Source organism: Streptomyces sp. HUAS MS02 (assembly GCF_055702265.1).
The window spans coordinates 3,315,641-3,341,038 of record NZ_CM146747.1 but is presented as its reverse complement, the minus strand read 5'-3'; the positions used below and the strand labels follow the sequence as shown (position 1 = coordinate 3,341,038).

The following is a 25,398-nucleotide window of genomic DNA, read 5'->3' as shown; positions in this document are numbered from 1 at the left end:
AACCCGCACCCCGCCGAGCACAGTCGCCCCCGAGCTCTCAACGGCTCAACCCAGCAGAGCGCTCACGCCTGGTTGAGCTCGAACCAGACAACCTTCCCCGCACTCAACCGAGTGGCCCCCCACCGCTTCGCCAGCCGATTGACCAGGTAGAGCCCACGGCCCCCCTCGTCCGTCGCCCGGGCCTGCCGAAGCCGCGGCAGCTGAGGCACGTCATCGGTCACCTCGCACCGCAGCACATCGGTCCGCAACAACCGCAGGGTGACGGGCCGCGTCGCATACCGCACCGCGTTCGTCACGACCTCGCTGATGAGCAGCTCGACCGAATCGGTCAACTCCTCAAGACCCCAGCGGGACAAGGCGTGCCGGGCCAGCCGACGCGCCCGCCCCGGAGCCATCTCCTCCGGTTCCAGGAACCAGTACGCGACATCGCTGGGAGCGATCCCATCGAAGCGCGCGGCAAGAAGCGCGATGTCGTCGTCCCGGTCCCCCGGGCCGAGCATGTCCAGCACCTCGTCGCACAGCGCTTCCAACGGCGGCGGATGATCCGGCCCGGTCAACTGCGCGGTCGCGGCCAGCTTCTCCCGCAACTGCTCTATCCCGGTCCACACGTCCCGCAGCCGGGACTCCACGAGCCCGTCGGTGTACAGCAGCAGCGTGCCACCGGCAGGCGCGTCCAGCTCGACGGCCTCGAAGTCCACCCCGCCCACACCGATCGGCGCGCCCGGCGGCACCCGCAGCACCTCGGCACGGCCGCCGAGATGCAGCAGCACCGGCGGCGGATGCCCGGCGTTGGCGATGGTGATCCGGTGCGATACCGGGTCGTACACCGCGTACAGGCAGGTCGCCATGCGATCCGTACCGAGCCGCTGGGCCTGCTCGTCGAGGTGGTGCAGCACCTCCTGCGGCGGAAGGTCCAGCCCCGCCAGCGTCTGCGCGGTGGTCCGCAGCTGACCCATGATCGCGGCCGAGGTCATCGAATGACCCATCACATCGCCCACGACCAGCGCGACCCGGCTCCCCGGCAGGGGAATCGCGTCGTACCAGTCGCCGCCGACCCGCGCGGTCTCGGCGGCCGGCAGATACCGGTGCGCGAGCCGCACGCCGGTGCACTTCGGCAGCGCCTCAGGCAGCATCGTGCGCTGCAACTCGTCGGCGATGTACGCCTCGCGGCCGTACAGCACCGCCTTGTCGATGCCGAGCGCGCTGTGCGTGGCGAGCTGCGCGGCGACCAGCAGGTCGTCCTGCTCGAACGCCATCCGCTCCGGGCGGCGCAGGAAGACGGCCGCGCCGATCACCCGGCGCCGGCCGCGCAGCGGGGCGAGGATCGCCCGCTGGCCGGTCGGCACGGTCAGTTCGGCGTCCGGGCCGAGCAGTTCCGGCAGCGCGTCGTGCGCGGCGGGCGCGTCCGCGAAGACCGGGCGCACGCCCCGCAGCACCTCGGCGAGCGCCCCTCCGGGCCGCACCTCGCACTGCTCGGCGGTGACGACCGCCAGGTCCATGGGCTGCTCGGGCTGGAGCGAGGAGGGCATGAAGCCGCCCTCGGTGTCCCGCTCCTCCGGGATCCGGTCGGTGCGGCGCAGCCGCAGCACCATGGGCCCGGTGGGCCGCTCGTCCCCGACCGGCAGCGGCTCGCGCAGATACACGAGGATCGCGTCCGAGAACGTCGGCACGGTGGCCCGGCACAGACCCATCACGATCTCGTCGAGGTCTATGCCCCGGGCGATCCGCCGGGTCGCGGCGCCCACGAAGCGCAGCCGGTCGCCGTCGCGCCGCATCGGCATGGGGGCGCCGGGCGGCACTCCCTGACCGCCGCGCCGCTCCAGACCGCCGCCGGTGCCGCCGCCCGACCGGTCCGGCTCGCCGCCGGGCTGCGCCGGGATGGTCTCCGGCGCGGGCCTCGGGCGGTGCGGGTCGGGCTCGGTCGCCGCGGGCTGCGAGTGCTCGGAGACCGCCGGCTGGGCGTGCTCCGAGGGTGCCTGTCCGCTCTTCGCGCAGGGGACCGTGGTGCCCGGCTCGGCCGACGCGTCACCCTTGCGTGCCTGAGCGGGTAAGGCCGTGGCGGGCGTGGTGCGCGGCTCCTGGGTACGCAGAAGCGCCCCGCGGGGGTCCGTGGGGCCGGCGCCGCCCTGAGGGCGCTCGTGGGAGGTGGGGTGCTCCGTCACGCGTGTCGAATCCATCCGTCCGGGACTGCGCGTGGTGAGCGCAGTGCGTCCCGCAAACCCGATACTTCGTCCCGCAGAAAGGCCGATACCCGGATTACGTGTCCTGGGAACGGAATTCCCGCGTGGTCAGAGGCAGTTCCTGTGCCACACACGGTACCGGCGGGCTCGGCGAACGACAGCACTGCCCGTCCGTCGGGCCGTCTCCGGCTCGTCCCGGTGTAACCCTCGTACCCCTTGATCACGTCTTGCCGCCCCTCGGTGACGTACGGTCAAGCCCTGCCCGAACTGCGGGAGTTGCCCCTGTGAACCATTGCGGAGGACGATCCTACGGTTGCGGACCGGGGGCGCATCAAGGGTCTCATGAGGACAAGTGCGCGGGTGTACGGTCCCAGTCGTCCGGGAGAGACGGTACTCCCCACGCCGGGTTCGGGCGCCAGTGCTGCCAACCGTCCGAGAACGGCGCGCCCCACGCGTGGATCACCTCCACCGCCGAACGCCCCGCCTCCCGGACCTGCTCCGCCGCCTGAGCATCCATCAGACCGTCCTGCTGGGCCTGCGCGAACTCGTCCTCGTCGAGCCAGTTCCACGTTCGGTCCGGATACACGCAGATGTCCAGGAAGTGGTCCTCGGAGTCCACACCGCCGTCCCAACGGGCCAGCGGCGTCTCCAGGTTGACGTACCAGTTCTTGAAACGCCAACCCTGCTCCCAGAACAGCCACACCGACCACGGCTCTCCCGGCCGCGCCAGCTTCAGCACTCCGGAGCCCGACCACCTGCCGAGCCGCACGCCGCGCGGCTCCTTGTAGCGGGACGCGAGGGGTACCGAGTTCAGCGAGGCGCCGTCCGCCAGCACGGGCCGTACACACTCGGTACCGGGCGCCATCCACACGGCCAGCAGCTCCGCGTCGTCGCGCACCACCGTGACGGGACGCGCGATATGGAAGCGTTCGCCGCCGTTCTCCCGGTAACGCCACAGGATCTGACTTCCCTGCTCCCAGAACGCCGCCGACCCGCCCGCTTCCACTCGTCTCACCACTCCGTCGTCTCCCATGCGCAGATATTAGGTGTCATGCGCATATGACGCTGCGGTACCGGTCACGGTTCACGCCTTGGCGGGAATCGGTTACCCGGGTGACACCCACGAAGGCCGGAATCCGCCGTCCGGTCACGGCCGTGTCATCCGCAGGACATCCAGTGCCTCGTCGAGCTGTTCCAGTGTCAGGTCGCCGCGCTCGACGTACCCGCCGTCCAGGACGACCTCCCGGATGGTCCTGCGCTCCGCCAGCGCCTTCTTGGCGACCTTCGCGGCCTCCTCGTACCCGATGTACTTGTTGAGCGGGGTGACCACGGAGGGGGACGACTCGGCGTACTCGCGGGCCCGTTCCCGGTTCGCGACGATCCCGTCCACGGTCCGGTCGGCGAGCAGCCGCGAGACGTTCGCCAGCAGCCGGACGGACTCCAGGACGTTCTTGGCGATGACCGGCAGCATGACGTTGAGCTCGAAGTTGCCGGACGCGCCGGCCGTGGTGACCGTGACGTCGTTGCCCGTGACCTGCGCGGCGACCATGAGCACGGCCTCCGGGATCACCGGGTTGACCTTGCCCGGCATGATCGAGGAGCCGGGCTGGAGGTCGGGCAGGGAGATCTCCGCGAGGCCGGTCCTCGGGCCGGACGCCATCCACCGCAGATCGTTGGCGATCTTGGTGAGGGAGACGGCGATCGTACGGAGCTGCCCGGACGTCTCGACGATCCCGTCCCGCGCGCCCTGCGCCTCGAAGTGGTCCCGCGCCTCGGTGAGCGGCAGCCCGGTGGTCCGCGCGACCTCCGCGATGACGGCCGCGGAGAACCCGGGCGGCGTGTTGATGCCTGTCCCCACCGCCGTTCCGCCCAGGGGGAGTTCGGCGAGCCGGGGGAGCGAGGCAGTGAGCCGCTCGACGCCGTACCGCACCTGGGCCGCGTACCCGCCGAACTCCTGGCCGAGGGTGACCGGCGTGGCGTCCATGAGATGGGTACGACCGGACTTCACGACGTCCGAGAATTCCACGGACTTGCGGGTGAGGGCGTCGGCGAGATGCTCCAGGGCGGGGATCAGATCACGCGTCACGGCGGCGGTGGCGGCGATGTGGATGGAGGACGGGAACACGTCGTTGGACGACTGCGAGGCGTTGACGTGGTCGTTCGGGTGCACGTCCCGCCCGAGCCGCTCGCTCGCCAGGGTGGCGACGACCTCGTTGGTGTTCATGTTCGACGAGGTCCCGGAGCCCGTCTGGAACACGTCCACCGGGAAGTGCTCGTCCCAGCGGCCCTCCGCGACCTCCTCGGCCGCCTCCCGGATCGCCTCGGCGATGTCCTTGTCGAGCACACCCAGTTCGGCGTTGACCTTCGCGGCCGCGCCCTTGATCCGGGCCAGGGCCTCGATGTGGGCGCGCTCGATGTGCTGCCCGGAGACCGGGAAGTTCTCGACCGCCCGCTGGGTCTGGGCCCGCCACTTGGCGTTCGCCGGCACGCGGACCTCGCCCATGGAGTCGTGTTCGACGCGGTAGTCACTCATGACGGGTACAGCGTCCCGGCCGCCCGTGGTGTTCCCGGCGGTGGGCCATGAGGGTGGACGGTCGGCCGTCGCCGCAGAGGGTGCCCTGATCGGCCCGTCCGGCATTCGAGGACGAGGCCGTTCAGGCCGGAACGGGGTCGGGGGCGGAACCCCGGCGGGGTCGAAGGGGCGGAGCCCCTGGGACGGGCCGGGCAGGGGCGGCGGGGGCGAGAACCCTCTCCCGCCGCCCCGAAGCCACTACGCCAGCCCCGGCCCCCGCACCGGGATCGACGTGAATGTGGGCGCCGGCGCCGGGTCCTTGAAGAAGTCGTTGCCCTTGTCGTCGACGACGATGAACGCCGGGAAGTCCTCGACCTCGATCTTCCAGACGGCCTCCATGCCGAGCTCCTCGTACTCGACGACCTCGACCTTCTTGATGCAGTCCTGCGCGAGCCGCGCGGCGGGACCGCCGATGGAGCCGAGGTAGAACCCGCCGTGCGACCCGCACGCGTCCGTGACCTGCTGCGACCGGTTGCCCTTCGCCAGCATCACCTTGGAGCCGCCCGCCGCCTGGAACTGCTCCACGTACGAGTCCATGCGCCCGGCCGTCGTCGGGCCGAACGACCCCGACGCGTACCCCTCGGGGGTCTTCGCCGGTCCCGCGTAGTACACGGGGTGGTCCTTCAGGTACTGCGGCATCTCCTCGCCCGCGTCGAGCCGCTCCTTGATCTTGGCGTGCGCGATGTCGCGCGCCACGACCAGCGGCCCGGAGAGCGAGAGCCGCGTCTTCACGGGGTACTTGGTCAGCTCGGCGAGGATGTCGTCCATCGGCTGGTTGAGGTCGATCTCGACCACGTCGCCGTCGGTCTGAAGGTGCTCGTCCGTCGTCTCCGGCAGGAACCGCGCCGGGTCCGTCTCCAGCTGCTCCAGGAAGACCCCCTCGGCGGTGATCTTCGCGACGGCCTGGCGGTCGGCCGAGCAGGAGACGGCGATCGCGACGGGGCAGGAGGCGCCGTGCCGCGGCAGCCGGACGACCCGCACGTCGTGGCAGAAGTACTTGCCGCCGAACTGCGCGCCGATCCCGATCTTCTGCGTCAGCTCGAAGACCTTCTCCTCCAGCTCCTTGTCCCGGAACCCGTGCCCGAGCGGCGACCCCTCGGCCGGGATCTCGTCCAGGTAGTGCGCGGAGGCGTACTTCGCGGTCTTCAGCGCGTACTCGGCGGACGTACCGCCCACGACGATCGCCAGGTGGTACGGCGGACAGGCGGCCGTGCCCAGCGAACGGATCTTCTCCTCCAGGAACTTCATCATGGAGGCCTCGTTGAGGACGGCCTTCGTCTCCTGGTAGAGGAAGCTCTTGTTGGCGCTGCCGCCGCCCTTGGCCATGAACAGGAACTTGTACGCGCCGCCGTCGGTCGCGTACAGCTCGATCTGCGCCGGCAGGTTCGACCCGGTGTTCTTCTCCTCCCACATGGTGAGCGGAGCCATCTGCGAGTAGCGCAGGTTCAGGTTCAGGTACGCGTCGTAGATGCCCTGGGAGAGGGCCCTCTCGTCGCCGCCCTCGGTGAGCACGTTCTGCCCGCGCTTGCCCATCACGATCGCCGTGCCGGTGTCCTGGCACATCGGCAGCACACCGGCGGCCGCGATGTTCGCGTTCTTCAGCAGGTCCAGCGCGACGAACTTGTCGTTGCTCGACGCCTCGGGGTCGTCGATGATCCGGCGGAGCTGCGCGAGGTGCGCCGGACGCAGATAGTGCTGGATGTCGTGGATCGCCTCGGCGGCCAGCTTGCGCAGTGCCGCCGGCTCCACCTTGAGGAACGTCCGCCCGTCGGCCTCGAAGGTGGAGACACCCTCGGAGGTCACCAGCCGGTACGGGGTGGTGTCCTCTCCCATGGGGAGCAGATCGGTGTACTCGAACTCAGGCATGTCGCCCATTCCTCACTCGGCACTCGGCGCTCGGCGCTCGACAAGACGGCGCGGCTGGCCTCCATCGGCAGCGTCCACCAGCGTAGAACCTGGCTCGCGGGGCGGGCTTGTGAGGTAGGGCTCAGTTCGTCGGTCCCGAGTTGTCCACACCCCTGGTCGCGATCTATCGCGAGTGGGTACGCTGCTGCCGTGGACCTTCAGAAGCGCCCCACCCAGGAACCGCCGTTGTCCGCCGCCGAGCTGCGCGCCTCCGACGCCGACCGCGACCGGATCGCCGACCTCCTGCGCGACGCCCTCGCCGAGGGCCGCCTCACCGCCGACGAGCACGCCGAGCGGGTCGAGGGCGTGCTCGCCGCGAAGACGGTGGGTGAGCTGGACGTCTTCGTACGGGACCTGCCGGCCGGCCAGGCCCGCAAGGCGGGCCCGGTCTATGTGCCGGCCGTCTCCTCCGTGCCCAACCGGCCGACGCCCGGCGCCATCCCCATCGACCCCGACGACCGTCTGGTCGCCGTCTTCAGCGCCTCCACGCGCAAGGGCCGCTGGCGGCCCGGCCGCCGTATCCACGCCTACGCGATATTCGGCAGTGTCGAGCTGGACCTGAGCGAGGCGCTCTTCGAGCACCGCCAGGTGATGATCAAGGCGATATCCGTCTTCGGCAGCGTGGAGATCCGCGTCCCGGAGAACGTCTCGCTGCGCGGCAGCGGCGGCGGCGTCCTCGGTGACTTCACGGTGGACGCACTGGATTCGGGCGAGACCGACGCCCCCGTGGTCTATGTGGACGGACTGGCGGTCCTCGGGAGCGTCGAGGCCAAGCCCAAGCGGGGGAAGGTGATCTCGGACCTCCTCGGCCGGGTCACCGACCATGTGGCCCGCAAGGTCGACGACCATTTGCGCAAACGCATGGATCGTTGACGCTTGTGAATTCGACCATGCCCGGACAGCCCCGAAGAGATCCGATCCGGTGCCGATCCTGTCGTGACCACGCGGTGTTGACAGCGAATTCCAGCGGTTCGGGACTCAGTGCATAGGCCCGCGCACAGCGGGTATCCCTTGCTGCATCGTCTCTCGCTCGCGAAGCCGTCGTCAGGAGTAGACCGTGCTGCATCCGCCGCATTCGTCCCTGCAGGTCGCTGCTGTACCGCCCCAGCGGGTGCCAGTGCGAGACAGGGACCAGGACGCCCCGTGGCACACGGAGGCCGTGTGCCGGCGTGACGAGGCCGGGCTGTTCTTCGCCCCCTCCAAGGAACCCACCGCGTCCCGGCTCTCCCGCGAGGAAGCCGCCAAGCGGGTCTGTGCCCGCTGCCCCGTCATGGTCGAGTGCCGGGAACACGCACTCCTGCAACCCGAGCCCTACGGCGTCTGGGGCGGCCTCACCGCCGCCGAGCGCCGGGTGGTGCTGGCCCGCAGGCGCCGCCGCGACCTCGAACTGCAGAAGGCCGCGCGGGCGAACGGGACGATAGCGGCGGCGGGTTGACCCCGTCGACACCGTAAAGGGCGCCCTCTCCGCACAAGAGGGCGCCCTGTCGGTGCCGAGGAGCAGCGCCCCGTCAGGGGCGAACTCGACTTACTCGGCCTTCTCGACCTACTTGGCCTTCTCGAAGTCGATCGAGCTGTAGGCCCGCAGCTTGCTCAGCCGGTGCGTCGAGTCGATCCGCCGCACCGTCCCCGACTTGGACCGCATCACGATCGAGTCGGTGGTCGCGGTCTCTGACCGGTACCGCACCCCCCGCAGCAACTCACCGTCGGTGATCCCCGTGGCCACGAAGAACACGTTCTCCCCGGAGACCAGGTCGTCGGTCGTCAGCACCCGGTCGAGGTCGTGCCCCGCGTCGATCGCCCGCTGCCGCTCCGCGTCGTCCTTCGGCCACAACTTGCCCTGGATCGTGCCGCCGAGGCACTTCACCGCGCAGGCCGAGATGATGCCCTCGGGCGTACCGCCCACCCCGAGCAGCAGGTCGACGCCCGTACCCTCCCGCAGCGCGAGGATCGAGCCCGCGACGTCGCCGTCGGAGATCAGCTTGATGCGCGCCCCGGTCTCCCGGATCTCCTTGATGATCCCCTCGTGCCGAGGTCGGTCCAGGATGACCACGGTCACATCGTCCGGCGCGGACCGCTTGGCCTTGGCCACCCGGCGGATGTTCACCGAGATCGGCGCGTCGATGTCGACGAAGTCGGCCGCCTCGGGCCCGGTGACCAGCTTGTCCATGTAGAAGACGGCCGACGGGTCGAACATCGTGCCCCGGTCGGCCGCCGCGAGTACGGCGATCGCGTTCGTCATGCCCTTGGCCGTCAGCGTCGTGCCGTCGATCGGGTCCACGGCGATGTCGCACTCCGGGCCGGTGCCGTCACCGACGCGCTCGCCGTTGAAGAGCATCGGGGCCTCGTCCTTCTCGCCCTCCCCGATCACGACGACACCGTTCATCGACACGGTGGAGACGAGGGTCCGCATGGCGCGCACGGCCGCTCCGTCCGCCCCGTTCTTGTCCCCGCGGCCGACCCAGCGGCCCGCGGCCATGGCGGCCGCCTCGGTCACCCGTACGAGTTCCAGGGCGAGGTTGCGGTCGGGGGCCTCGGAGGGGACTTCGAGCTCGGACGGCAGATGATGGTTCTCGGTCATCGGAGCGCACCTTTCTGATACGGCGACGGCCGGATGAGGGTTCCGTTCGACTCTATCGTCAGTTCGACAGAATGAGCAGGGGACCCCACGGATGAGCAGACCAGGGCACCTGCGACGATGAGGGCGTGGCAGGTATGAAAGGCAAGCAGACCGTTCGCGACATGGTCCTCTCCCTGGGGCTCATCGTGCTGGCGGCGTGCGTCATCTATCTCTTCATCCCGCATGACGAGACCGAGCAGGAGCCCAAGCGCGTCGACTACCGCGTCGAACTGCTGACGGCACGGCGCGCGGCGTCCTATCCGGTGGCAGCGCCCGAGGGTCTGCCCGCCGACTGGAAGGCGACCTCCGTCCGCTTCCGGGGCGACGAGTCCGACCGGTGGCACCTCGGGTTCCACGATCCCGACGGGAGTTACGTGGGGATCGAGCAGTCCGCCGAGAAGCCGTCCCGGTTCATCGCGGACGCCACGCAGGACGCGAAGAAGACCGGGACCACGCAGGAGATCGGCGACGAGACCTGGACCCGCTACGAGGGCGACCGCTACGACGCCCTGGTCCTGGTGGGCACGGACTCCACCACGGTGGTCACCGGCTCCGCGTCCTTCGCGCAGCTGACGAAGATGGCCGAGGCGCTCAGGACGGAGTGACCGGCGCTCGGACGGAGAGACCGCGCGAGCGGTGGGACGAGACGCGAAGGGCCCCGGCGAGTGCGCCGGGGCCCTTCGTCATGACTGCGGTGGGTCTCAGACCGTGGTGACGACGTGGTCGTAGTCCAGGCGCGGGGAGCGCGGGTAGGACGCGTCCTCGCCCGGCCGGCCGATGTTGACGATCATCAGCGGAGTGTGGTCGTCGTCCAGGAACTCCTTCTGGACACCGGCGAAGTCGAAGCCCGTCATCGGACCGGCGGCCAGACCCGCGGCGCGGACGCCGATGATGAAGTACGCGGCCTGGAGGGCGGCGTTCATCCCGGCCGCGGACTCACGGGCCGCGCGCTCGGCGAAGAAGAGGTCCTTGGCCTGCGGGAACGCCGGGAACAGGGTCGGCAGTTCCTCGTGGAACTCGTTGTCCGCGGCGAGGATCGCGACCAGCGGGGCGGTCGCCGTCTTGGCCTGGTTGCCCTCGGACATGAGCGGCACGAGGCGCTCACGGGCCTCGGCGGAGCGGACGAGGACGATGCGCAGCGGCGTCTGGTTGAAGGCCGTCGGGCCGTACTTGACCAGGTCGTAGATCGCCTGCACCTGCTCCTCGCTCACCGGCTCGTCGGTGAACGTGTTGGCGGTGTGGGCCTCACGGAACAGGAGGTCCTGGGCGGCGGGGTCGAGAACGAGCGACATGGAACAACCTTTGTGCGTCGGGCGGTGCGAGGTGTACGTCCTCAACCGTACGGCAGAGAAATTCAACTTTCAACCAAAGCGAGCCCTGGTGAGCTGCTTCACAGTGGCTCCGGCAGGTGAGAACAGTGGCTCCGCAGGTGAGAGGTGCTGCTGGGAGAGCCGTCAAGACGAGGTCAGCGGTCAGCCGGACTCGGCGTTCCCCTCGCTCTCCTCGCCCTCCGCCAGCGCCGCGTCCAGCCGCGCTCGCGCCCCGTCCAGCCAGCGTCGGCAGACCTTGGCCAGCTCCTCGCCCCGCTCCCAGAGGGCGAGGGACTCCTCCAGCGTCGTACCGCCCGCCTCCAGACGCCGGACGACCTCGATCAGCTCGTCCCGCGCCTGCTCGTACCCGAGGGCGCGGTCGGCCTCCGAGACCCCCGCGGCCTCGGTCGTCCCCTCGGCCTCACTCACGTTGCTGGTCATACGGCCCACCCTATGCGTCCCCTCCGACAGTGCCGGTCTCCTGCACGGCCCCCGTCCCGTCGACCCGGACGGCGAACTCGCCCTCGGCCACCCGCGCCCGCAACGGCTCCTCCGGCCCCACCTCGCCGGGGGCGCGGACCACATGTCCGTCCGCCTTCTGCAGCACCGCGTACCCCCGCCGCAGCGTCGCCGCGGGGGAGAGGGCCACCACGCGCGCGTGCGTGTGCGTCAACTCCGAGGAGGCACGGTCCAGATGGTGCCCGAGGCAGCGGCGCCCCCGGTCGAGCAACGACGCCACGTGGTCGGCGCGTTCGTCGATCATGCGGTGCGGGTCCTCCATCGAGGGACGCGCCAGCGCGTGGGCCAGCCCCCGCTCCTCCCGCTCCACGAACGCCTGCACACACCGCCGCGCCCGGTCCCGCAGCCACCGCACCCGCTCGTACTCCTCGCCCACGTCCGGTACGACCTTCTTGGCCGCGTCGGTGGGCGTGGACGCGCGCAGGTCGGCCACGTAGTCCAGCAACGGGGTGTCCGGCTCGTGCCCGATCGCCGACACCACCGGCGTACGACAGGCCGCGACCGCCCGTACGAGCTGCTCGTCGGAGAAGGGCAGCAGATCCTCCACGCTGCCGCCGCCGCGCGCCACCACGATGACGTCCACGCCCTCCATCGCGTCCAGCTCCTTCACCGCCTGCACGACCTGCGGCACCGCGTGCACGCCCTGCACGGGGACATTGCGCACCTCGAAGCGGACGGCCGGCCAGCGGTGCCGGGCGTTCTCCAGCACGTCCCGCTCGGCGGCCGAGGCGCGGCCGCAGACGAGGCCGATGAGCTGCGGCAGGAAGGGCAGCGGCTTCTTCCGCTCCGGCGCGAAGAGCCCCTCGCCGGCCAGCGACTTCTTCAACTGTTCCAGCCGGGCGAGCAGTTCACCGACCCCGACCGGCTTTATCTCGGTGGCCCGCAAGGACAGCTGCCCACGCGGCGCGTACCATTCCGGCTTCGCCAGCACGACCACCCGGGCGCCCTCGCTCACGACGTCGGCCACCGCGTCGAACACCTGGCGGTAGCACGTGACGCCCACGGAGATGTCGTGCGACGGGTCCCGCAGCGTGAGGAACACGACGCCCGCGCCCGGGCGCCGCGACAGCTGGGTGATCTGCCCCTCCACCCACACCGCGCCGAGCCGGTCGATCCAGCCGCCGATGAGGCGGGAGACCTCGCCGACGGGGAGGGGAGATTCGGCGGACGTGTTCAGAGCCATGCGGCCGAGCGTAGCGGGGGGGTTCGGACAGCGGGGGTTCGGACAAGGCCGCCACACAGCTCGGGGGATCGCACCCGCCAGAACACGCGTACTCCCGAGCTGCTGCGCGCCCCCGCCCCACGGCGGGGCCCCAGAGCGGGAACCCCCTACGATGGAGGACATGACCGCTTCGCCTGGCCGCCGCCGTGTCCTCCTCGCCGCCCCGCGCGGCTACTGCGCGGGTGTCGACCGCGCGGTGATCGCCGTCGAGAAGGCCCTGGAGCAGTACGGGGCCCCGATCTACGTCCGCCACGAGATCGTCCACAACAAGTACGTCGTGCAGACGCTGGAGAAGAAGGGCGCCATCTTCGTCGAACAGACGGAGGAGGTCCCCGAGGGCAACATCGTCATGTTCTCGGCCCACGGCGTCGCCCCGACCGTCCATGAAGAGGCCGCACGCGGCAAGCTCGCCACCATCGACGCGACCTGCCCGCTGGTCACCAAGGTCCACAAGGAAGCGATCCGGTACGCGCAGGACGACTTCGACATCCTCCTGATCGGACACGAGGGACACGAAGAGGTCATCGGCACCTCGGGCGAGGCGCCGGACCACATCCAGCTGGTCGACGGCCCCGAGGACGTCGCCAAGGTCGAGGTCCGCGACCCGTCCAAGATCGTCTGGCTCTCCCAGACCACGCTGTCCGTCGACGAGACGATGGAGACCGTCGGCGCGCTCAAGGAGAAGTTCCCGCTGCTCGTCTCGCCGCCCAGCGACGACATCTGCTACGCCACGCAGAACCGTCAGCTCGCCGTGAAGCAGATGGGCGCCCAGGCGGAGCTGGTCATCGTGGTCGGCTCCCGCAACTCCTCCAACTCGGTCCGCCTCGTCGAGGTGGCCAAGCTCGCCGGCGCCCGCGAGGCGTACCTCGTGGACTTCGCCAGCGAGATCGACGAGGCATGGCTGGAGGGCGTGGAGACCGTCGGCGTCACCTCGGGCGCCTCGGTGCCGGAGGTTCTCGTCGAGGAGGTCCTGGAGTGGCTGTCCCAGCACGGCTACGAGGACGTCGAACTGGTGAAGGCCGCAGAGGAGTCGATCACCTTCTCCCTGCCCAAGGAGCTCCGCCGCGACCTGCGCGAGGAGGCGGCCTCCCTGGTCGCCGAGCGCACCGGCCAGGGCGCCTGACCCTCCGCATGCGCGCGTACGGCCCCGGGACGTGAAGGTTCCGGGGCCGTACCCGTTCGAGGACGTGAGGATTCCGGCCCCCGTCGGCGGTCGCCCACCTCATGAGCGTGACTGTCAGTCGTACGACGTAACGTAGGGCCATGCACATCTTCGGCGTGGACATCGGCGGTTCCGGGATCAAGGGCGCTCCCGTGGACCTGGACCTGGGCGACCTGGCGGACGAGCGGTACAAGGTGCTGACCCCGCACCCGGCGACGCCCGACGCGGTGGCCGACGGGGTCAAGGAGGTCGTCGGCCACTTCGGCTGGACCGGACCGGTCGGCATCACCTTCCCCGGCGTGGTCGCGGGCGGTGCCACGATCCGTACGGCGGCCAACGTCGACAAGAGCTGGATCGACGTCGACGCACGTGCGTTGCTGAGCGAGCGGATCGGCGGGCTGCCGGTGACGGTGGTGAACGACGCGGACGCGGCGGGTGTGGCGGAGGTCCAGTTCGGCGCCGGGCGCGACCGGCAGGGCACGGTCATCCTGCTCACCTTCGGCACGGGCATCGGCAGTGCCGTCTTCTCCGACGGGGTTCTCGTCCCGAACACGGAGCTCGGCCACCTGGAGCTGCACGGCCACGACGCCGAGACCCGCGCCTCCACCAAGGCCAAGGAGGACCACGAGCTGACGTGGGAGCACTGGGCCAAGCGCGTCACCAAGTACCTCGCGCACGTCGAGATGCTCTTCTCGCCCGAGCTCTTCATCATCGGCGGCGGCGTCAGCCGCAAGTCCGCGAAGTTCCTCCACCTCATCGAGGGCATCAGGGCGGAGATCGTCCCGGCCCAGCTGCAGAACAACGCGGGCATCGTGGGAGCGGCGATGAGAGCGGCAAAGGCCGAGTAACCAAAGGAGGCCTACGCCCTCTGGCTCACGGCGGCACCCACCAGGGGCGCGGGGAACTGCGCGCCCGGCCCCGACGGCGCAGCAGCCGTACGACGGCAGGTCGGTCGGGCCCTGGGAGGGCTGGTCTTCTCCGCCCGACGGGCACCCACCAGGGGCGCGGGGAACTGCGTGCCCGGCCCCGACGGCGCGGCAGCCGTACGACGGCAGGTCGGTCGGTCGGGCCCTGGGAGGGCTGGTCTTCTCCGCCCGACGGGCACCCACCAGGGGCGCGGGGAACTGCGTGCCCGGCCCCGACGGCGCGGCAGCCGTACGACGGCAGGTCGGTCGGTCGAGCCCCGGGAGGGTTGGCCTTCTGCGCCCGACGGCACCCACCAGGGGCGCGGGGAACTGCGTGCCCGGCCCCGACGGCGCGGCAGCCGTACGACGGCATGTCGGTCGGTCGAGCCCCGGGAGGGTTGGCCTTCTGCGCCCGACGCGCCCCTAGGGGACTAGGGGCGCGGGGAACTGCGCAACCGACCCCGACGGCGCCGCAGCCGCACGCCCCCGGACGGCGGCCCCCGCGCGGAGCGCTCAGTGGCCTCGCGGGACCGTACGGCGCGGCTGGGCCGGAGGCCTCGGCGTCCGGGGCCCCACGGGCCGGCGGTCGGACGGAGGCCGGTCCCGCTCGGCGGCCCGGCGGGACATCAGCCGCAGCTTGCGCACGGTCACGATGACCCCGGCGACGAGCGTGCCGCCGTACAGCCAGCCGGCCTGCATGGCGAGGGCGGTGACGAGGGCCATCAGATGCCCCCCGAGGCCACCCTCCCCCTCGGCGAGCAACGGCAGCCCCACCGCGAAGGCGATCGGCACGACGACGGGCGCGCTCGCCAGGTCACCGCGCCGCACCCACCCCGCCCCCAACGCGCTGACCAGCAGGAACAGCACGCCGTACACGGTGGCGGACGAACCGAGAAGCAGCCGGTCCAGCCCCGCCAGCACGAACATGGACACCCCGCAGAACAACCCGCAGCCCAGCCCGGTGAGGCGCGGTTCCGGCATCCGACGCACGGCCCGGCGGGCGCTCCGTACGGCTCGCGCGACGCTCCGCACCGCTCGGACCGGAGGCGGCACGGGCCCGCGCGCGACCGGAGCACGACGCGGCGCCCCCGCGCCGGGAACCCGGCCCCCTCTGCCCGCCTGCGGCGGAAGCGGAGAGGCGCCGCGCTGCGGCCCGGTCCGAGAGGGCGGCGGAGGGTACGTCCGTTGCTGCTGGTCCACTCGCCCAACTTAGGTCGGTTAATGTGCCGAATGGGTATACAGACACGCCGTCGAGCGGACCTTGGCCAAGCGTTCGATACCTCGCCGGGGCGGGTGCCGGTACGCCGTAAACTGGGGGATCGGCCGGCCTTCCGGCCGCTGGGGCACGATCCGCCGGACAGGCTCCGGGCCGGCCCCAGGCCCAGCCGCTCCAGCCCCGGCCGCCTGGCCCTCCTACATACGGGAAGTCGCAAACGTGTCGCTCACGATCGGAATCGTCGGTCTGCCCAACGTCGGCAAGTCGACCCTGTTCAACGCCCTGACCAAGAACGACGTGCTGGCGGCCAACTACCCGTTCGCCACGATCGAGCCGAACGTCGGCGTCGTGGGTGTCCCGGACGAGCGCCTGACGAAGCTGGCCGAGATCTTCGGCTCGCAGAAGATCCTCCCGGCGACGGTCGACTTCGTCGACATCGCGGGCATCGTGCGCGGCGCCAGCGAGGGCGAGGGCCTCGGCAACAAGTTCCTCGCGAACATCCGCGAGTCGGACGCGATCTGCCAGGTCATCCGTGCCTTCCAGGACGAGAACGTCGTCCACGTCGACGGCAAGGTCTCGCCCAAGGACGACATCGAGACGATCAACACCGAGCTGATCCTCGCCGACCTGCAGACCATCGAGAAGGTCCTGCCGCGCCTGGCGAAGGAGTCGCGCATCAAGAAGGACATCGCGCCGAAGGTCGCCGCCGTCGAGGCAGCCAAGGAGATCCTGGAGAAGGGCGACACCCTCTTCTCGCAGGGCATCGTGCAGGGCTCCGGCAACGAGGAGCTCCTCCACGACCTGCACCTCCTCACCACCAAGCCGTTCCTCTACGTCTTCAACGTCGACGAGGACGAGCTGACCGACGAGGACTTCAAGAACGAGCAGCGCGCGCTGGTGGCCCCGGCCGAGGCGATCTTCCTCAACGCCAAGCTGGAGGCGGACCTCGCCGAGCTGGACGAGGCGGACGCGATGGAGCTGCTGGAGTCGGTCGGGGCGGAGGAGCCGGGCCTCGCCACCCTCGCCCGGGTCGGCTTCGACACCCTGGGCCTGCAGACCTACCTCACGGCCGGCCCCAAGGAATCCCGCGCCTGGACGATCAAGAAGGGCGCGACGGCCCCCGAGGCGGCCGGCGTGATCCACACCGACTTCCAGAAGGGCTTCATCAAGGCCGAGGTCATCTCCTTCGCCGACCTGGTCGAAATGGGCTCGGTGGCCGAGGCCCGCGCCAAGGGCAAGGCCCGCATGGAGGGCAAGGACTACGTGATGCAGGACGGGGACGTCGTCGAGTTCCGCTTCAATGTCTGAGCGGATGAAGTGACACCACATCGCTGATGTGGCAAAAATGCAGGTCAGAAGGGGTCTGACTCTTTGGGGTCAGGCCCCTTGGCCTGGCGTCATGCATCCTCGGCGCCGCGGTCCGACAGGGAGCCGTACCGGCTGCGCAGGCGGGCCTTGAGGATCTTGCCGGTGGCGTTGCGGGGCAGGGCGTCGACGAGGACGACCGACTTGGGGAGCTTGTACTTGGCGAGTCGGCCGGACAGGGAGTCCATGATGTCGTCGGGCGACACGTCGGCGCCCACGCGGGGCACGACCAGCGCTCTGCCCACTTCGCCCCATCGTTCGTCGGGTACGCCGATCACCGCGCATTCGGCGACCGCGGGATGCTGGTAGAGGAGTTGCTCGACCTCGGCCGGATAGACGTTCTCCCCGCCGGAGATGTACATGTCCTTGATCCGGTCGACGATCGTGACGTACCCCTCCTCGTCGACGGTGGCCGCGTCTCCGGAGCGGAACCAACTTCCTTCGACGAAGGCGTCCTTGGTCGCTTCGGGCCACTGCCAGTAGCCCTTCATCACGTTGAGGCCCTCGATGATCACCTCGCCGACCTCGCCCGGCGCGACATCGGTGAGGTCGGGCCGCACCACGCGTACGTCGGTGAAGAAGCAGGGTGTACCGGCCGAGCCGGCCTTGCGGATGCTGTCCGGTGCGCGCAGGCCCAGCGCGGCGGGAGCGGTCTCGGTCAGACCGTACGCCTGGAGGAAGGTCAGGCCACGGTCCTGGTAGGTGTGGATGAGGGCCTTGGGTACGGGTGCCGCCGCGCACATCAGGATCCGGATCGACGACAGGTCGGCCGTCGCCCACCGCGACGACCGGGCCATGGCCTGGTACATCGCGGGCACGCCGAACATCCTCGTCACCCGGTGCTCGGCGATGACGTCGAGCACCCGTTCCGGGTCGAAACCGCCCATCAGCACCGACGTCCCTCCTTTGAGGAAGCCCGGCAGGAAGACGGTGTTGAGGGCGGCGGTGTGGAACATCGGTGCCACCACCAGAGCGACGTCGTCGGAGGCGATGTCCACGTCCAGCAGGATGTTGAAGCAGTTCCAGGCGATGTTGGCGTGGGTGAGCATGACCCCCTTGGGACGGCCGCTGGTGCCGGAGGTGTACTGGATCATGCACACCTCGTCGAGGCCGACCGTCTCGTCCAGGGGGCCGTCGGGTGCGTTCGCCAGCAGCTCCTCGTACGCGCTCCCCACCTCGACGTAGTGCTTCACCTCGACGTCGTCCCTGAACGCGTCGACGGTGTCGGTGAGTTCGGCCCCGAACACCAGCACCGCCGCTCCCGAGTCGCCCAGGATGAAGGCCAACTCGGGTGCCGCGAGGCGGGTGTTGAGCGGGACGAAGACGGCGCCCAGCGCGTTCGCGGCGAACAGGGTCTCCGCCAGGGTCGGATGGTTCGCGCCGAGGTAGGCCACCCGGTCGCCGTGTCCGACCCCCAGGGCACGCAGGGCGTGAGCGAGCCGCGTCACGCGCGCGGCCAGCTCTCCGTAGGACAGGGATCCACCGTCGTGCACGACGGCGGTGGCTTCCGGTGCCATGCGGGCACGCCGCGCGGGCCACGAGCCGAGCCCTTGATCGCGCATGGTGCGTCTCTTTTCTCTCAGAGCTCTCAGAGCCAGTCGGGCCATATGTAGTCGGCTGATTCGTCGTGGTCCCGGCGGGGCGGCAACGGGGCGAGCCGCCCCCGGGAGAAGACCAGCGGCGAGACGCCGGTCTTCTCCACTCCGAGTTCCCGCACGTGGCCGAGGACGAAGTAGTGGTCGCCGAGGGTCCACACGTCGGCGATGTCGCAGTCGATCCAGGCGACGGCGCCCGCGAGGACGGGGCTGCCCGAGGCCGCGCCGCGCCACGGGTGGCGGTCGAAGACGTCGGGTGCCTTGGCGCTGACGTCCCGGCAGAGGCCCTCCTGGCCGGCGGCCAGCACGTTCACGCAGAAGGCGCCGCCGGCCATGATCCTGGGCCAGGTCGTGGAGGATCGGCCGGGGAGGAACGCGACGAGCGGAGGGTCCAGGGACACCGAGGTGAACGAGCCGATCACCATGCCGACCGGGGTGCCGTCGGGTTCCTTCGCGGTGACCACCGTGACACCCGTCGGGTAGTGGCCGAGCACGTGCCGGAACAGGCCGGGGTCGTCCGCCGGGCCACCGCCGGGCGCTGTCGCGGCGGGCGTCTGCCGGTTCACGCCGGGGTCTCCAGCCCGAGCAGAGAACGGGCGTACCCCGTGGCCCACGAGCCGTGCTGCGCGTTGATGTGTGTCTTGTACGTGGCTACGTCGCGCAGGTACCGCTGCATGCGCTCGCCGTTCGCCAGCGCGCTGGAGCCACTGGCCGAGGCCAGCATCTCAACGGCCTGGCAGGCGAGTTGGCCGGACTGCCGGGCCGTGAGGGAGAGGGCCTGGTCGTCCAGTTCGGAGAAGGGCTCGCCCCCTGCCAGGCCCCGGGCGGCGTACGCGGTGTAGTCGTCGGCGACCGACAGGATGATCCGCTGCGCGCTGTCGGCCAGGGCCGTGGCCAGGCCGAGGTTGCGCTGGTGTTCCGGATCGTGGCTGCGCGGCTTGAAGGGCGGCAGCGGGCTGTTCTTGGTGGTGATGATCCGCCGGTACTCGTCGACCGCGGCCCAGGCGGTGCCCGCCACGATCGAACACAGCTGGATGTTGAAGAACGACATCAGCCGGCCCGCGTACATCGGGTTGCCGTGCAGTTCCACCCCCGGCCCGTCGGTGGCGTCGCTCGCCGCGAGGTGGGTCCTGGACACGTATTCATGCGGTACGAGGACGTCCTCGGCCACGACGCTGTTGGACCCGCTGCCGCGGAAGCCCAGGATCTCGCCCCAGTTGTCGAGCATCCGCCAGCCGGAGGGCACGAGCACCATGCCCGGCGTGGGTATGCCGCCCTCTTCGTCGATGATGAGCACGCCACCCAGGAAGTGCGTGGAGACGTTGACTCCGGAGGAGTAGTCCCAGCGGCCGTTGACCAGGTACCCGTCGGGGGTCCTCGTCGCGGTGGCGCTCGGGGCGATCGGCAGCGGGGCCCGGAAGTCACCGTCCGGACCGAACACCTCGCGCTGGGTGCTCTCGGGGAAGCGGCCGGCCACCACCAGGCTGTGGGAGGCGGCCAGACACAGGTTCCAGCCACTGGACGGGCAGCCGCGGGCCACCTCGGTGACCATCCGGGAGTAGGTCCGCAGGTCGAACTCGTAGCCGCCGAAGCGGCGTGGCTGGAGGGACCGGTAGAAACCCGCCTCCAGGAACGCCTTGTGCGTGTCCTCAGGGATACCGGTCCGCTGTTCGGTCTCGTCCTGATGATCACGTAGCCAGGTCCTCATGGCGGCGGCCCGGCGCACCAGTTCCTCCGGTGTCAGGTCCGGCTCCGGCTGCGGAATCTCGATGATCTTCTCGGCTGCCTCGGCTGCCTCGGCTGCCTTTGTTGTCTCGGTTGTCTCGGACAATTCGCACCCCATCCGCTGGTGTTCTGGGTCGGCCTGAAGGGAGTGTTGGCAGCGCGGCGGAGGACCGTCCAATGCCGGTGACTGCGGGTTTGATGAGTGCCGTGCATCACAGCAGGTCGGTGGGGGTGACGGGAATGCCGCACATTTCTGCCCGGTGACGTGCGGGGAAGCGCGCTGTAACCTGGCGCGGACCACAACGCTGTGGACCTCGCCTTTCTGGAGGGCTGAGTGGAACTCCGGAACCTGCGCCATTTCTCAGCGCTCGCCCAGACCTTGAATTACCGGGTCGCCGCCGAGCGTCTGCACCTGACCCAGCCCGCGCTGACGCGATCGATCGCCGCCCTCGAGCGTGAGCTGGGCGTCCAGCTGTTCGACCGCGACAAACGGCATGTGGCGCTCACCGCCGACGGCGCGGAACTGCTCCAACGGGCGGGCGAGGTGCTGGCCGACGCCGACCGGCTCGCCGCCGCCGCGGGCGCCATCCGGGCCAGGCGACGGGACGAGGTGCGGGTCGCGTGCTACGGCGTGGCTCTGGCCGAACTCACTCATCCGGTCATCGAGGCGTTCTGCGAGCGGTATCCCAGCGTCACGGTCCGGGTACATGAAGCGGACTTCCACCAGGGGCTCGCCCCGTTGCTGGCCGGCGAGTACGACGTGGCGCTGTTGCCCCTGAACGTCGACATGCCGGGCGTGACACGAGTACCGATCTTCACCGAGCCCGCTTCCCTCGCGCTGTGGAAGGGGCATCCGCTGGCTGGGGCAGCCGCGGTGGACGTGACCGAGGTCTTCGACCAGCCCTGGGTCACCCCCGAGCCGGGCCTCGACTTCTGGGTGGGCGGACGAAACGGGGACGACGCCCCGACGGTCGGCTTCCACGCCCGCTCGGCCCAGGACGTGTCCTTGAAGATCGCCTACCAGCACATGGTGGGACTGATGCCGCTGTCGGCCACCCGGATGTTCCCGCACCCGGGAGTGGAGAACGTCGCTCCGAAGGAGCCCCTCGGCTTGGTGGCCGCCGTCGTGTTTCCGGAGGCCGGTCACTCGCCCGCCGCCCCGGCGTTCGCCGAGGTCGCACGCCGGGTGGCCCGACGCGCGACCGGCGTTCCGTACGCCGAGATCTCCCGGTAGGAGGGGTCAGTAGCGGGTGACCATGACGTTCGGCACGCCATAGGTGCTCAGCGCCAGTGCGGCGCTCGCTCCCGCGGGCCCGCTTCCCACGATGAGCACATCGGTCTCGACGGTCGGAACGGTTGTCACGGCTGTCATCGGGATGTTTCCTCCCCGTCCGCCAGTCGCTTGTTCAGCCAGGTCATCAGTGCCTCGGCCACGTCGTCGGAGTTCTTCTCGCCCATGGGCAGGTGACCGTTGCCCGTGAGTCCCAGGTCCGCCAGGCGCAGCAACTCGACGTCGGCACCGGCCTGGGCGAGGTAGTCGGCGATACCGTGCTGGAACGACGCGACCGGCGAGTGGTCGGCCGCGACCACGGCGATCGGGAAGCCCTGGAGCCCTGGCAGGGACCGCACGGGGCCGGCCTCTTCGTCCTGGACGAGGCAGTCCTGCAGCCCGTCGCCCCCCGCCTCGCGCAGCCGAAGGCGCAGTTCCTCCGGGGTCGTTACCGGCGGCTCGTAAGTGATCGGGGCGGCGGTGAGCCCCCACTCCAGCTTTCCGAGGCCGGGCAGTTCGGTGAACGGCGGCCCGATCGGCTCGACGGAGACAACGGCCTTCACCAGCCCGGGCCGGGCATCGGCGACCAGCCAGCCGAACGGCCCACCCATGGAGTGGGTGATCAGCACGGCCGGTCCGATACGGTCCAGCAACTCGGCCCCGCAGCGCCGCATCTGCTCCTCGTTCTCGGCGAAGGTGGGCAGCGTCGGGCCCTGGCTCGCCATCAACTGGTCCAGCGCGGAGTCGTCGCCGATCTCGCCGCTGCCGGGCCACTGGCCACCAGGTCGTCCCGCCCCCTCGCAGAACAGCCAGCGGATGAACTCGTACGTCGGCGCCGCGCCCTCGATGGGCCCGAGGACATCGGGGTGGTAGGGGGAGCGCCCGTGACCTGGACGGTCGACCACGTAGACGGCGTAACCGGCCTGGAGGAACCGGGTGGCCCAGCCGGGGCGCCCGTCCGGCGTCGACAGGTAGTCCGTGCCCTGGCCGCCGCCCCCGTGGACCATCACCACGGGCAGCGAATGCCGGAGATCGGCCGGGATCTGGTACTGGACGTACATCGCGGCCTCGGCGGCGGTCCCGGCCTCGGTCGGCTTGCGCCCGGCACCGACCCAGAACGCGCCTTGCTCGCTGATCGTCAACGGCGAGGCGGCACGGGCCGGCTCGGTGGTTCCGGGTGCTGGGGAGATGGTCATCGGTGAACCTCCGTCACGGCGTCTGCGCCCATGCCCAGCACTATTGGTGACCGGCTCCGGGGCGGTCCAATGCCGGTTGGGGACGCCGTGATGCATGGCGCTCATCAGCGGTCCCCGAGGGCGGCTGCTTCACCGGGAAGGTGCGCGTGGCGGCGAGGGTGACCAGGGCGTCGGTGCGGAGCGCGGCCTCCAGCTGCTCGACGACCGGCGGCTTGTTCCCACGGAGGTCATGGGCGAGGTCCGCCGCTGCCGTGCAACGCCTCTGCACGCGCGGGCCGACGACGCACGGCCTCGCGCAGCTCCGTCACGAACCGCTCGCCCGCGGGCAGGAGTTCACCGCTCGCGAGCAGCGTGTGGGAGGCAGCCTCGGTGTGCTCACGCCAGGTGTCGTACTCGCGCCGGGCACGCTTGCCTCCCGTACCGGAGGCCAGTTCGGTGCGCCAGAAGTCCGTCACGCCCAGATGCGCGTACGTCCCCTGGAGCAGCGCTCCGGCGGGCCGCTGATCGGGGCGCCACGGTGCGTGGTAGCGGGCCTGCGTCGGCGGACCGTGCAGCGGCAACAGGTCGAGCAGTGCGCCGAGTTGGACATGCAGAAACTCGTGCACAAGGGTCAGCGCGAGAAGTACCGGGTCCTCCGGGAGGGAAGCGGCTACGGCTCCGAAGGCACGACGGGCCGCCGAGCTCACCTCGGTGCCGTCGGGGTGGGGAAGCAGCGGCACCACTGTGGTCAGGCCCGCGGCGATGGTCTGGGCGTGCCAGGGGTGCCGCCGCACGAGCACGGTCCAGGCCGCATCCAGTGCTCGGGTCCACTCCCTGACTTGCCCGGGGGTGAGGGGCTCGGCGAGTTCGTGTCCGTGCGCCTCACGGAAGGGGCCATGGTCGGCGAGCCGCAGTTCGAGTGCCGCGCCGTCACAGACGGCTTCGACGCGGTGCCATGCCCGTCTGCCCGGGTCCGCCATCAGCTGTTCCAGCCACCGCAGATCCCCAGGCACCCCGCGCTCCAGCGCGATGAGGGCGCGGTTCAGACCCTCGTCCAGATAGGGATGCAGCATGACCTCGCGCCAAGCCGCGCGGTCCCGTCGGTTCAGTTCGACCAGGCCGCGGTACACCGCTGCCGTGGCGGCCTCGTCCGGATGCCCGTGCGCCGCCTGGCGCAGTGCCCGCACCATCAGCATGCGTTTGCTGAGTTGCCCGCTTCGCAACAGGTCCACGGCGGCCGCACCGCCGCGGGCGCGGGCCAGCGCCGTGAAGACGGGGGCGGGCACGGTGTGCGCTCTCATCGGGGCGCCTTCCGTGGGGGCACGGTCAGTGCCGCGACGTCCTGGCGGAGCCGGGCGCCGATGTGGTCGACCAGTACCGCCAGGTCGTCGCAGTACACGGAGGGCGCCGAGAAGACCGGAGTGGCTCCGGGAGCGTATCGGTGGGCGTACAGGCCGCCGCCGCACACGCGGGAGCGGGTGCAGGATCGGCAGACCGGGCCGAGCCCGCTCAGCCCTCGCTGCCGGGCGCGGAAGGCGGGATGCGCGGCGGCGTCGGCGAAGGTGTCGCGGAGCACGTGCAACCCGGTCTCGGGGGCACCGGGATAGCTGACCTTGAGCGAGTCGGCCTGCTCGATCGCCCCGTCGGTCTCGACGACGACGAGGTCGACCGGTGTGAGTCCGACCACCTCGCTGCGGGCGGTGCCACCGAGCAGCAGCACCATGATCTCCTCGAACAGCCGGATGCCGGTTTCCCTGCGCGGGGCGCCGTACCAGCGGTCGAAGACCGCGCACAGCCAGTCGGCGTACGGGGTGGCGCACGCGGCCGTGCCCGGCGCGGGCGGAGCCGAGGGCGGGGAGATCCGCGTGCCGAGGCCGGGCGGCGGAGCCTGCCAGGTCCCATGGGGGAGTAACAGGTCCAGCCGGGGCGGAGCGAACCGCAGGAGTGCCTCGTACGTCTCCAGCGGGCCGGTGGTCGGATCGATCACGCACAACAGGCCGGCGAACAGGTGCCGGTGGGCCGGTTGCGTCAGCAGTTCGAGCGCGCGGGCGGTGGCGGCGTAACTGCCTTTTCCGTCGGCCCGCCGCCGATGCAGGTCGTGTCCTGCGGGGGTGCCGTCCAGGCTCACCCCGATGCGGACCTCGTGACGGTCGAGTACGGGGAGCAGTCGCGGGTCCTCGGCGAGCCGGATGCCGTTGGTCTGCAGGGCGAAGCGCGGCGTGGCGATCCCGGCCAGGGCGTCCGTGACCGTCCCGAGGAGATCTTCCAGGTACTCCGCTCCGACCAACAGGGGCTCGCCGCCGTGCAGCACCACGTGCACCTCGGACAGTGCGTGCTCCGTGGCGTGTTCGGCCATCAGCCGCGCCGCCCGCCGCACCGTCGCCGGAGCCATGCTCCTGGGCCGTTGCCGCCAACTCTGGTCGGCCGCCTCGTACATGTAGCAGTAGGTGCAGGCCAGGTTGCACCGGCTGTGGACCTTGAGCAGGAACTGCCGGAAGGGCACGGCCTTCGCCCCGCTGTCCGGTGCGGAGGGTGCGGAAGGTGCGGCGGGTGGGGCGTTGGTGGCGGACATCGGCATCGATCGCTCTGCTATGGCGGCGGAGGAAAGAGGCCATCATAGGTACCCCGTGGACGCCGTGTGGCTCGTGGGGCGGATGACG

General features: G+C 70.6%; 22 protein-coding genes and 1 pseudogene. 7 read left to right on the top strand and 16 right to left on the bottom strand.

All coding sequences use genetic code 11. From position 1 onward, the window contains the following. Positions 1-62: 62 nt before the first annotated feature. The 4 genes from ACZ9QC_RS14125 to ACZ9QC_RS14110 form a co-directional block, all read right to left on the bottom strand. On the bottom strand, positions 63-2,177 hold the full coding sequence (locus tag ACZ9QC_RS14125; RefSeq protein WP_472920461.1) for an ATP-binding SpoIIE family protein phosphatase: 2,115 nt from the start codon (positions 2,175-2,177) through the stop codon (positions 63-65). A gap of 343 nt (positions 2,178-2,520) precedes the next feature. Next, positions 2,521-3,213: a cytidylyl-2-hydroxypropylphosphonate hydrolase gene (gene fomD / locus ACZ9QC_RS14120; protein ID WP_472920460.1), complete on the bottom strand. Its 693-nt coding sequence runs from the start codon at positions 3,211-3,213 to the stop codon at positions 2,521-2,523. 114 nt (positions 3,214-3,327) lie between these two features. After that, positions 3,328-4,713, bottom strand: coding sequence for a class II fumarate hydratase (locus tag ACZ9QC_RS14115; protein WP_472920459.1), 1,386 nt, complete (start codon positions 4,711-4,713; stop codon positions 3,328-3,330). Between the two features lie 237 nt (positions 4,714-4,950). Further along, positions 4,951-6,618, bottom strand: coding sequence for a fumarate hydratase (locus tag ACZ9QC_RS14110; RefSeq protein ID WP_472920458.1), 1,668 nt, complete (start codon positions 6,616-6,618; stop codon positions 4,951-4,953). Positions 6,619-6,807: 189 nt separating this feature from the next. On the opposite strand from ACZ9QC_RS14110, the gene ACZ9QC_RS14105 reads away from it, so the two are divergent. Beyond that, entirely contained in the window at positions 6,808-7,530 is a 723-nt protein-coding gene (locus ACZ9QC_RS14105) for a DUF1707 SHOCT-like domain-containing protein (RefSeq protein WP_472920457.1), read from the top strand. A 184-nt stretch (positions 7,531-7,714) separates the two neighbouring features. Then, the gene (locus ACZ9QC_RS14100; protein ID WP_184898982.1) at positions 7,715-8,092 is read left to right on the top strand and encodes a WhiB family transcriptional regulator; all 378 of its coding nucleotides are present in this window, start codon (positions 7,715-7,717) and stop codon (positions 8,090-8,092) included. A 108-nt stretch (positions 8,093-8,200) separates the two neighbouring features. Here ACZ9QC_RS14100 and glpX read toward each other — a convergent pair whose 3' ends face one another. Beyond that, positions 8,201-9,235 (bottom strand): class II fructose-bisphosphatase, encoded by a 1,035-nt coding sequence (gene glpX / locus ACZ9QC_RS14095; RefSeq protein WP_472920456.1) that lies wholly within the window; start codon positions 9,233-9,235, stop codon positions 8,201-8,203. Between the two features lie 134 nt (positions 9,236-9,369). Between glpX and ACZ9QC_RS14090 the strand changes: the two genes are divergently transcribed. After that, positions 9,370-9,879, top strand: coding sequence for a DUF4245 domain-containing protein (locus ACZ9QC_RS14090; protein ID WP_472921681.1), 510 nt, complete (start codon positions 9,370-9,372; stop codon positions 9,877-9,879). A gap of 96 nt (positions 9,880-9,975) precedes the next feature. Here ACZ9QC_RS14090 and ACZ9QC_RS14085 read toward each other — a convergent pair whose 3' ends face one another. The 3 genes from ACZ9QC_RS14085 to xseA form a co-directional block, all read right to left on the bottom strand. Further along, entirely contained in the window at positions 9,976-10,566 is a 591-nt protein-coding gene (locus tag ACZ9QC_RS14085) for a malonic semialdehyde reductase (protein ID WP_472920455.1), read from the bottom strand. Between the two features lie 180 nt (positions 10,567-10,746). Continuing rightward, positions 10,747-11,025 (bottom strand): exodeoxyribonuclease VII small subunit, encoded by a 279-nt coding sequence (locus tag ACZ9QC_RS14080; protein ID WP_472920454.1) that lies wholly within the window; start codon positions 11,023-11,025, stop codon positions 10,747-10,749. 10 nt (positions 11,026-11,035) lie between these two features. Further along, the gene (xseA, locus tag ACZ9QC_RS14075) at positions 11,036-12,286 is read right to left on the bottom strand and encodes an exodeoxyribonuclease VII large subunit (protein WP_472920453.1); all 1,251 of its coding nucleotides are present in this window, start codon (positions 12,284-12,286) and stop codon (positions 11,036-11,038) included. A gap of 151 nt (positions 12,287-12,437) precedes the next feature. On the opposite strand from xseA, the gene ACZ9QC_RS14070 reads away from it, so the two are divergent. Further along, complete coding sequence (locus ACZ9QC_RS14070) at positions 12,438-13,448, top strand: 4-hydroxy-3-methylbut-2-enyl diphosphate reductase (RefSeq protein WP_107072362.1); 1,011 nt, start codon at positions 12,438-12,440, stop codon at positions 13,446-13,448. Between the two features lie 140 nt (positions 13,449-13,588). Then, positions 13,589-14,335 (top strand): polyphosphate--glucose phosphotransferase, encoded by a 747-nt coding sequence (gene ppgK / locus ACZ9QC_RS14065; protein ID WP_472920452.1) that lies wholly within the window; start codon positions 13,589-13,591, stop codon positions 14,333-14,335. A 570-nt stretch (positions 14,336-14,905) separates the two neighbouring features. Here the strand turns inward: ppgK and ACZ9QC_RS14060 are convergent. Further along, a complete protein-coding gene (locus tag ACZ9QC_RS14060; RefSeq protein WP_472920451.1) occupies positions 14,906-15,373 on the bottom strand; it encodes a DUF6542 domain-containing protein in 468 nt (155 codons plus the stop codon). Between the two features lie 454 nt (positions 15,374-15,827). Between ACZ9QC_RS14060 and ychF the strand changes: the two genes are divergently transcribed. Beyond that, positions 15,828-16,916 (top strand): redox-regulated ATPase YchF, encoded by a 1,089-nt coding sequence (ychF, locus tag ACZ9QC_RS14055; protein ID WP_472920450.1) that lies wholly within the window; start codon positions 15,828-15,830, stop codon positions 16,914-16,916. An 89-nt stretch (positions 16,917-17,005) separates the two neighbouring features. On the opposite strand, the gene ACZ9QC_RS14050 is transcribed toward ychF, so the two are convergent. Genes ACZ9QC_RS14050 through ACZ9QC_RS14040 form a run of 3 tightly spaced genes read right to left on the bottom strand, consistent with a single transcriptional unit; the run spans position 17,006 to position 20,399 of the window. After that, positions 17,006-18,535 carry an acyl-CoA synthetase gene (locus tag ACZ9QC_RS14050; protein WP_472920449.1) on the bottom strand — a complete coding sequence of 510 codons (1,530 nt, stop codon included), beginning with the start codon at positions 18,533-18,535 and terminating at the stop codon, positions 17,006-17,008. A 26-nt stretch (positions 18,536-18,561) separates the two neighbouring features. Continuing rightward, positions 18,562-19,134, bottom strand: a complete 573-nt coding sequence (locus ACZ9QC_RS14045; protein WP_472920448.1) for a flavin reductase family protein — start codon at positions 19,132-19,134, stop codon at positions 18,562-18,564. Continuing rightward, positions 19,131-20,399 carry an acyl-CoA dehydrogenase family protein gene (locus ACZ9QC_RS14040; protein WP_472920447.1) on the bottom strand — a complete coding sequence of 423 codons (1,269 nt, stop codon included), beginning with the start codon at positions 20,397-20,399 and terminating at the stop codon, positions 19,131-19,133. The genes ACZ9QC_RS14045 and ACZ9QC_RS14040 overlap by 4 nt, the downstream gene beginning before the upstream one ends. A gap of 228 nt (positions 20,400-20,627) precedes the next feature. On the opposite strand from ACZ9QC_RS14040, the gene ACZ9QC_RS14035 reads away from it, so the two are divergent. Further along, positions 20,628-21,527 carry a LysR family transcriptional regulator gene (locus tag ACZ9QC_RS14035; protein ID WP_472920446.1) on the top strand — a complete coding sequence of 300 codons (900 nt, stop codon included), beginning with the start codon at positions 20,628-20,630 and terminating at the stop codon, positions 21,525-21,527. Between the two features lie 9 nt (positions 21,528-21,536). On the opposite strand, the pseudogene ACZ9QC_RS14030 reads toward ACZ9QC_RS14035, so the two are convergent. The 4 genes and pseudogenes from ACZ9QC_RS14030 to ACZ9QC_RS14015 all read right to left on the bottom strand — a co-directional run. After that, positions 21,537-21,665 (bottom strand): annotated as a pseudogene (locus ACZ9QC_RS14030) (FAD-dependent monooxygenase); the annotation flags it as partial. Further along, positions 21,662-22,759: an alpha/beta hydrolase gene (locus tag ACZ9QC_RS14025; RefSeq protein ID WP_472920445.1), complete on the bottom strand. Its 1,098-nt coding sequence runs from the start codon at positions 22,757-22,759 to the stop codon at positions 21,662-21,664. The pseudogene ACZ9QC_RS14030 and the gene ACZ9QC_RS14025, both read right to left, overlap by 4 nt. Before the next feature lie 227 nt (positions 22,760-22,986). Further along, positions 22,987-24,039, bottom strand: coding sequence for an aKG-HExxH-type peptide beta-hydroxylase (locus ACZ9QC_RS14020; RefSeq protein WP_472920444.1), 1,053 nt, complete (start codon positions 24,037-24,039; stop codon positions 22,987-22,989). Further along, positions 24,036-25,316 carry an FxsB family cyclophane-forming radical SAM/SPASM peptide maturase gene (locus ACZ9QC_RS14015; protein WP_472920443.1) on the bottom strand — a complete coding sequence of 427 codons (1,281 nt, stop codon included), beginning with the start codon at positions 25,314-25,316 and terminating at the stop codon, positions 24,036-24,038. Before ACZ9QC_RS14015 ends, ACZ9QC_RS14020 begins: the two co-directional genes overlap by 4 nt. Positions 25,317-25,398: the final 82 nt, after the last annotated feature.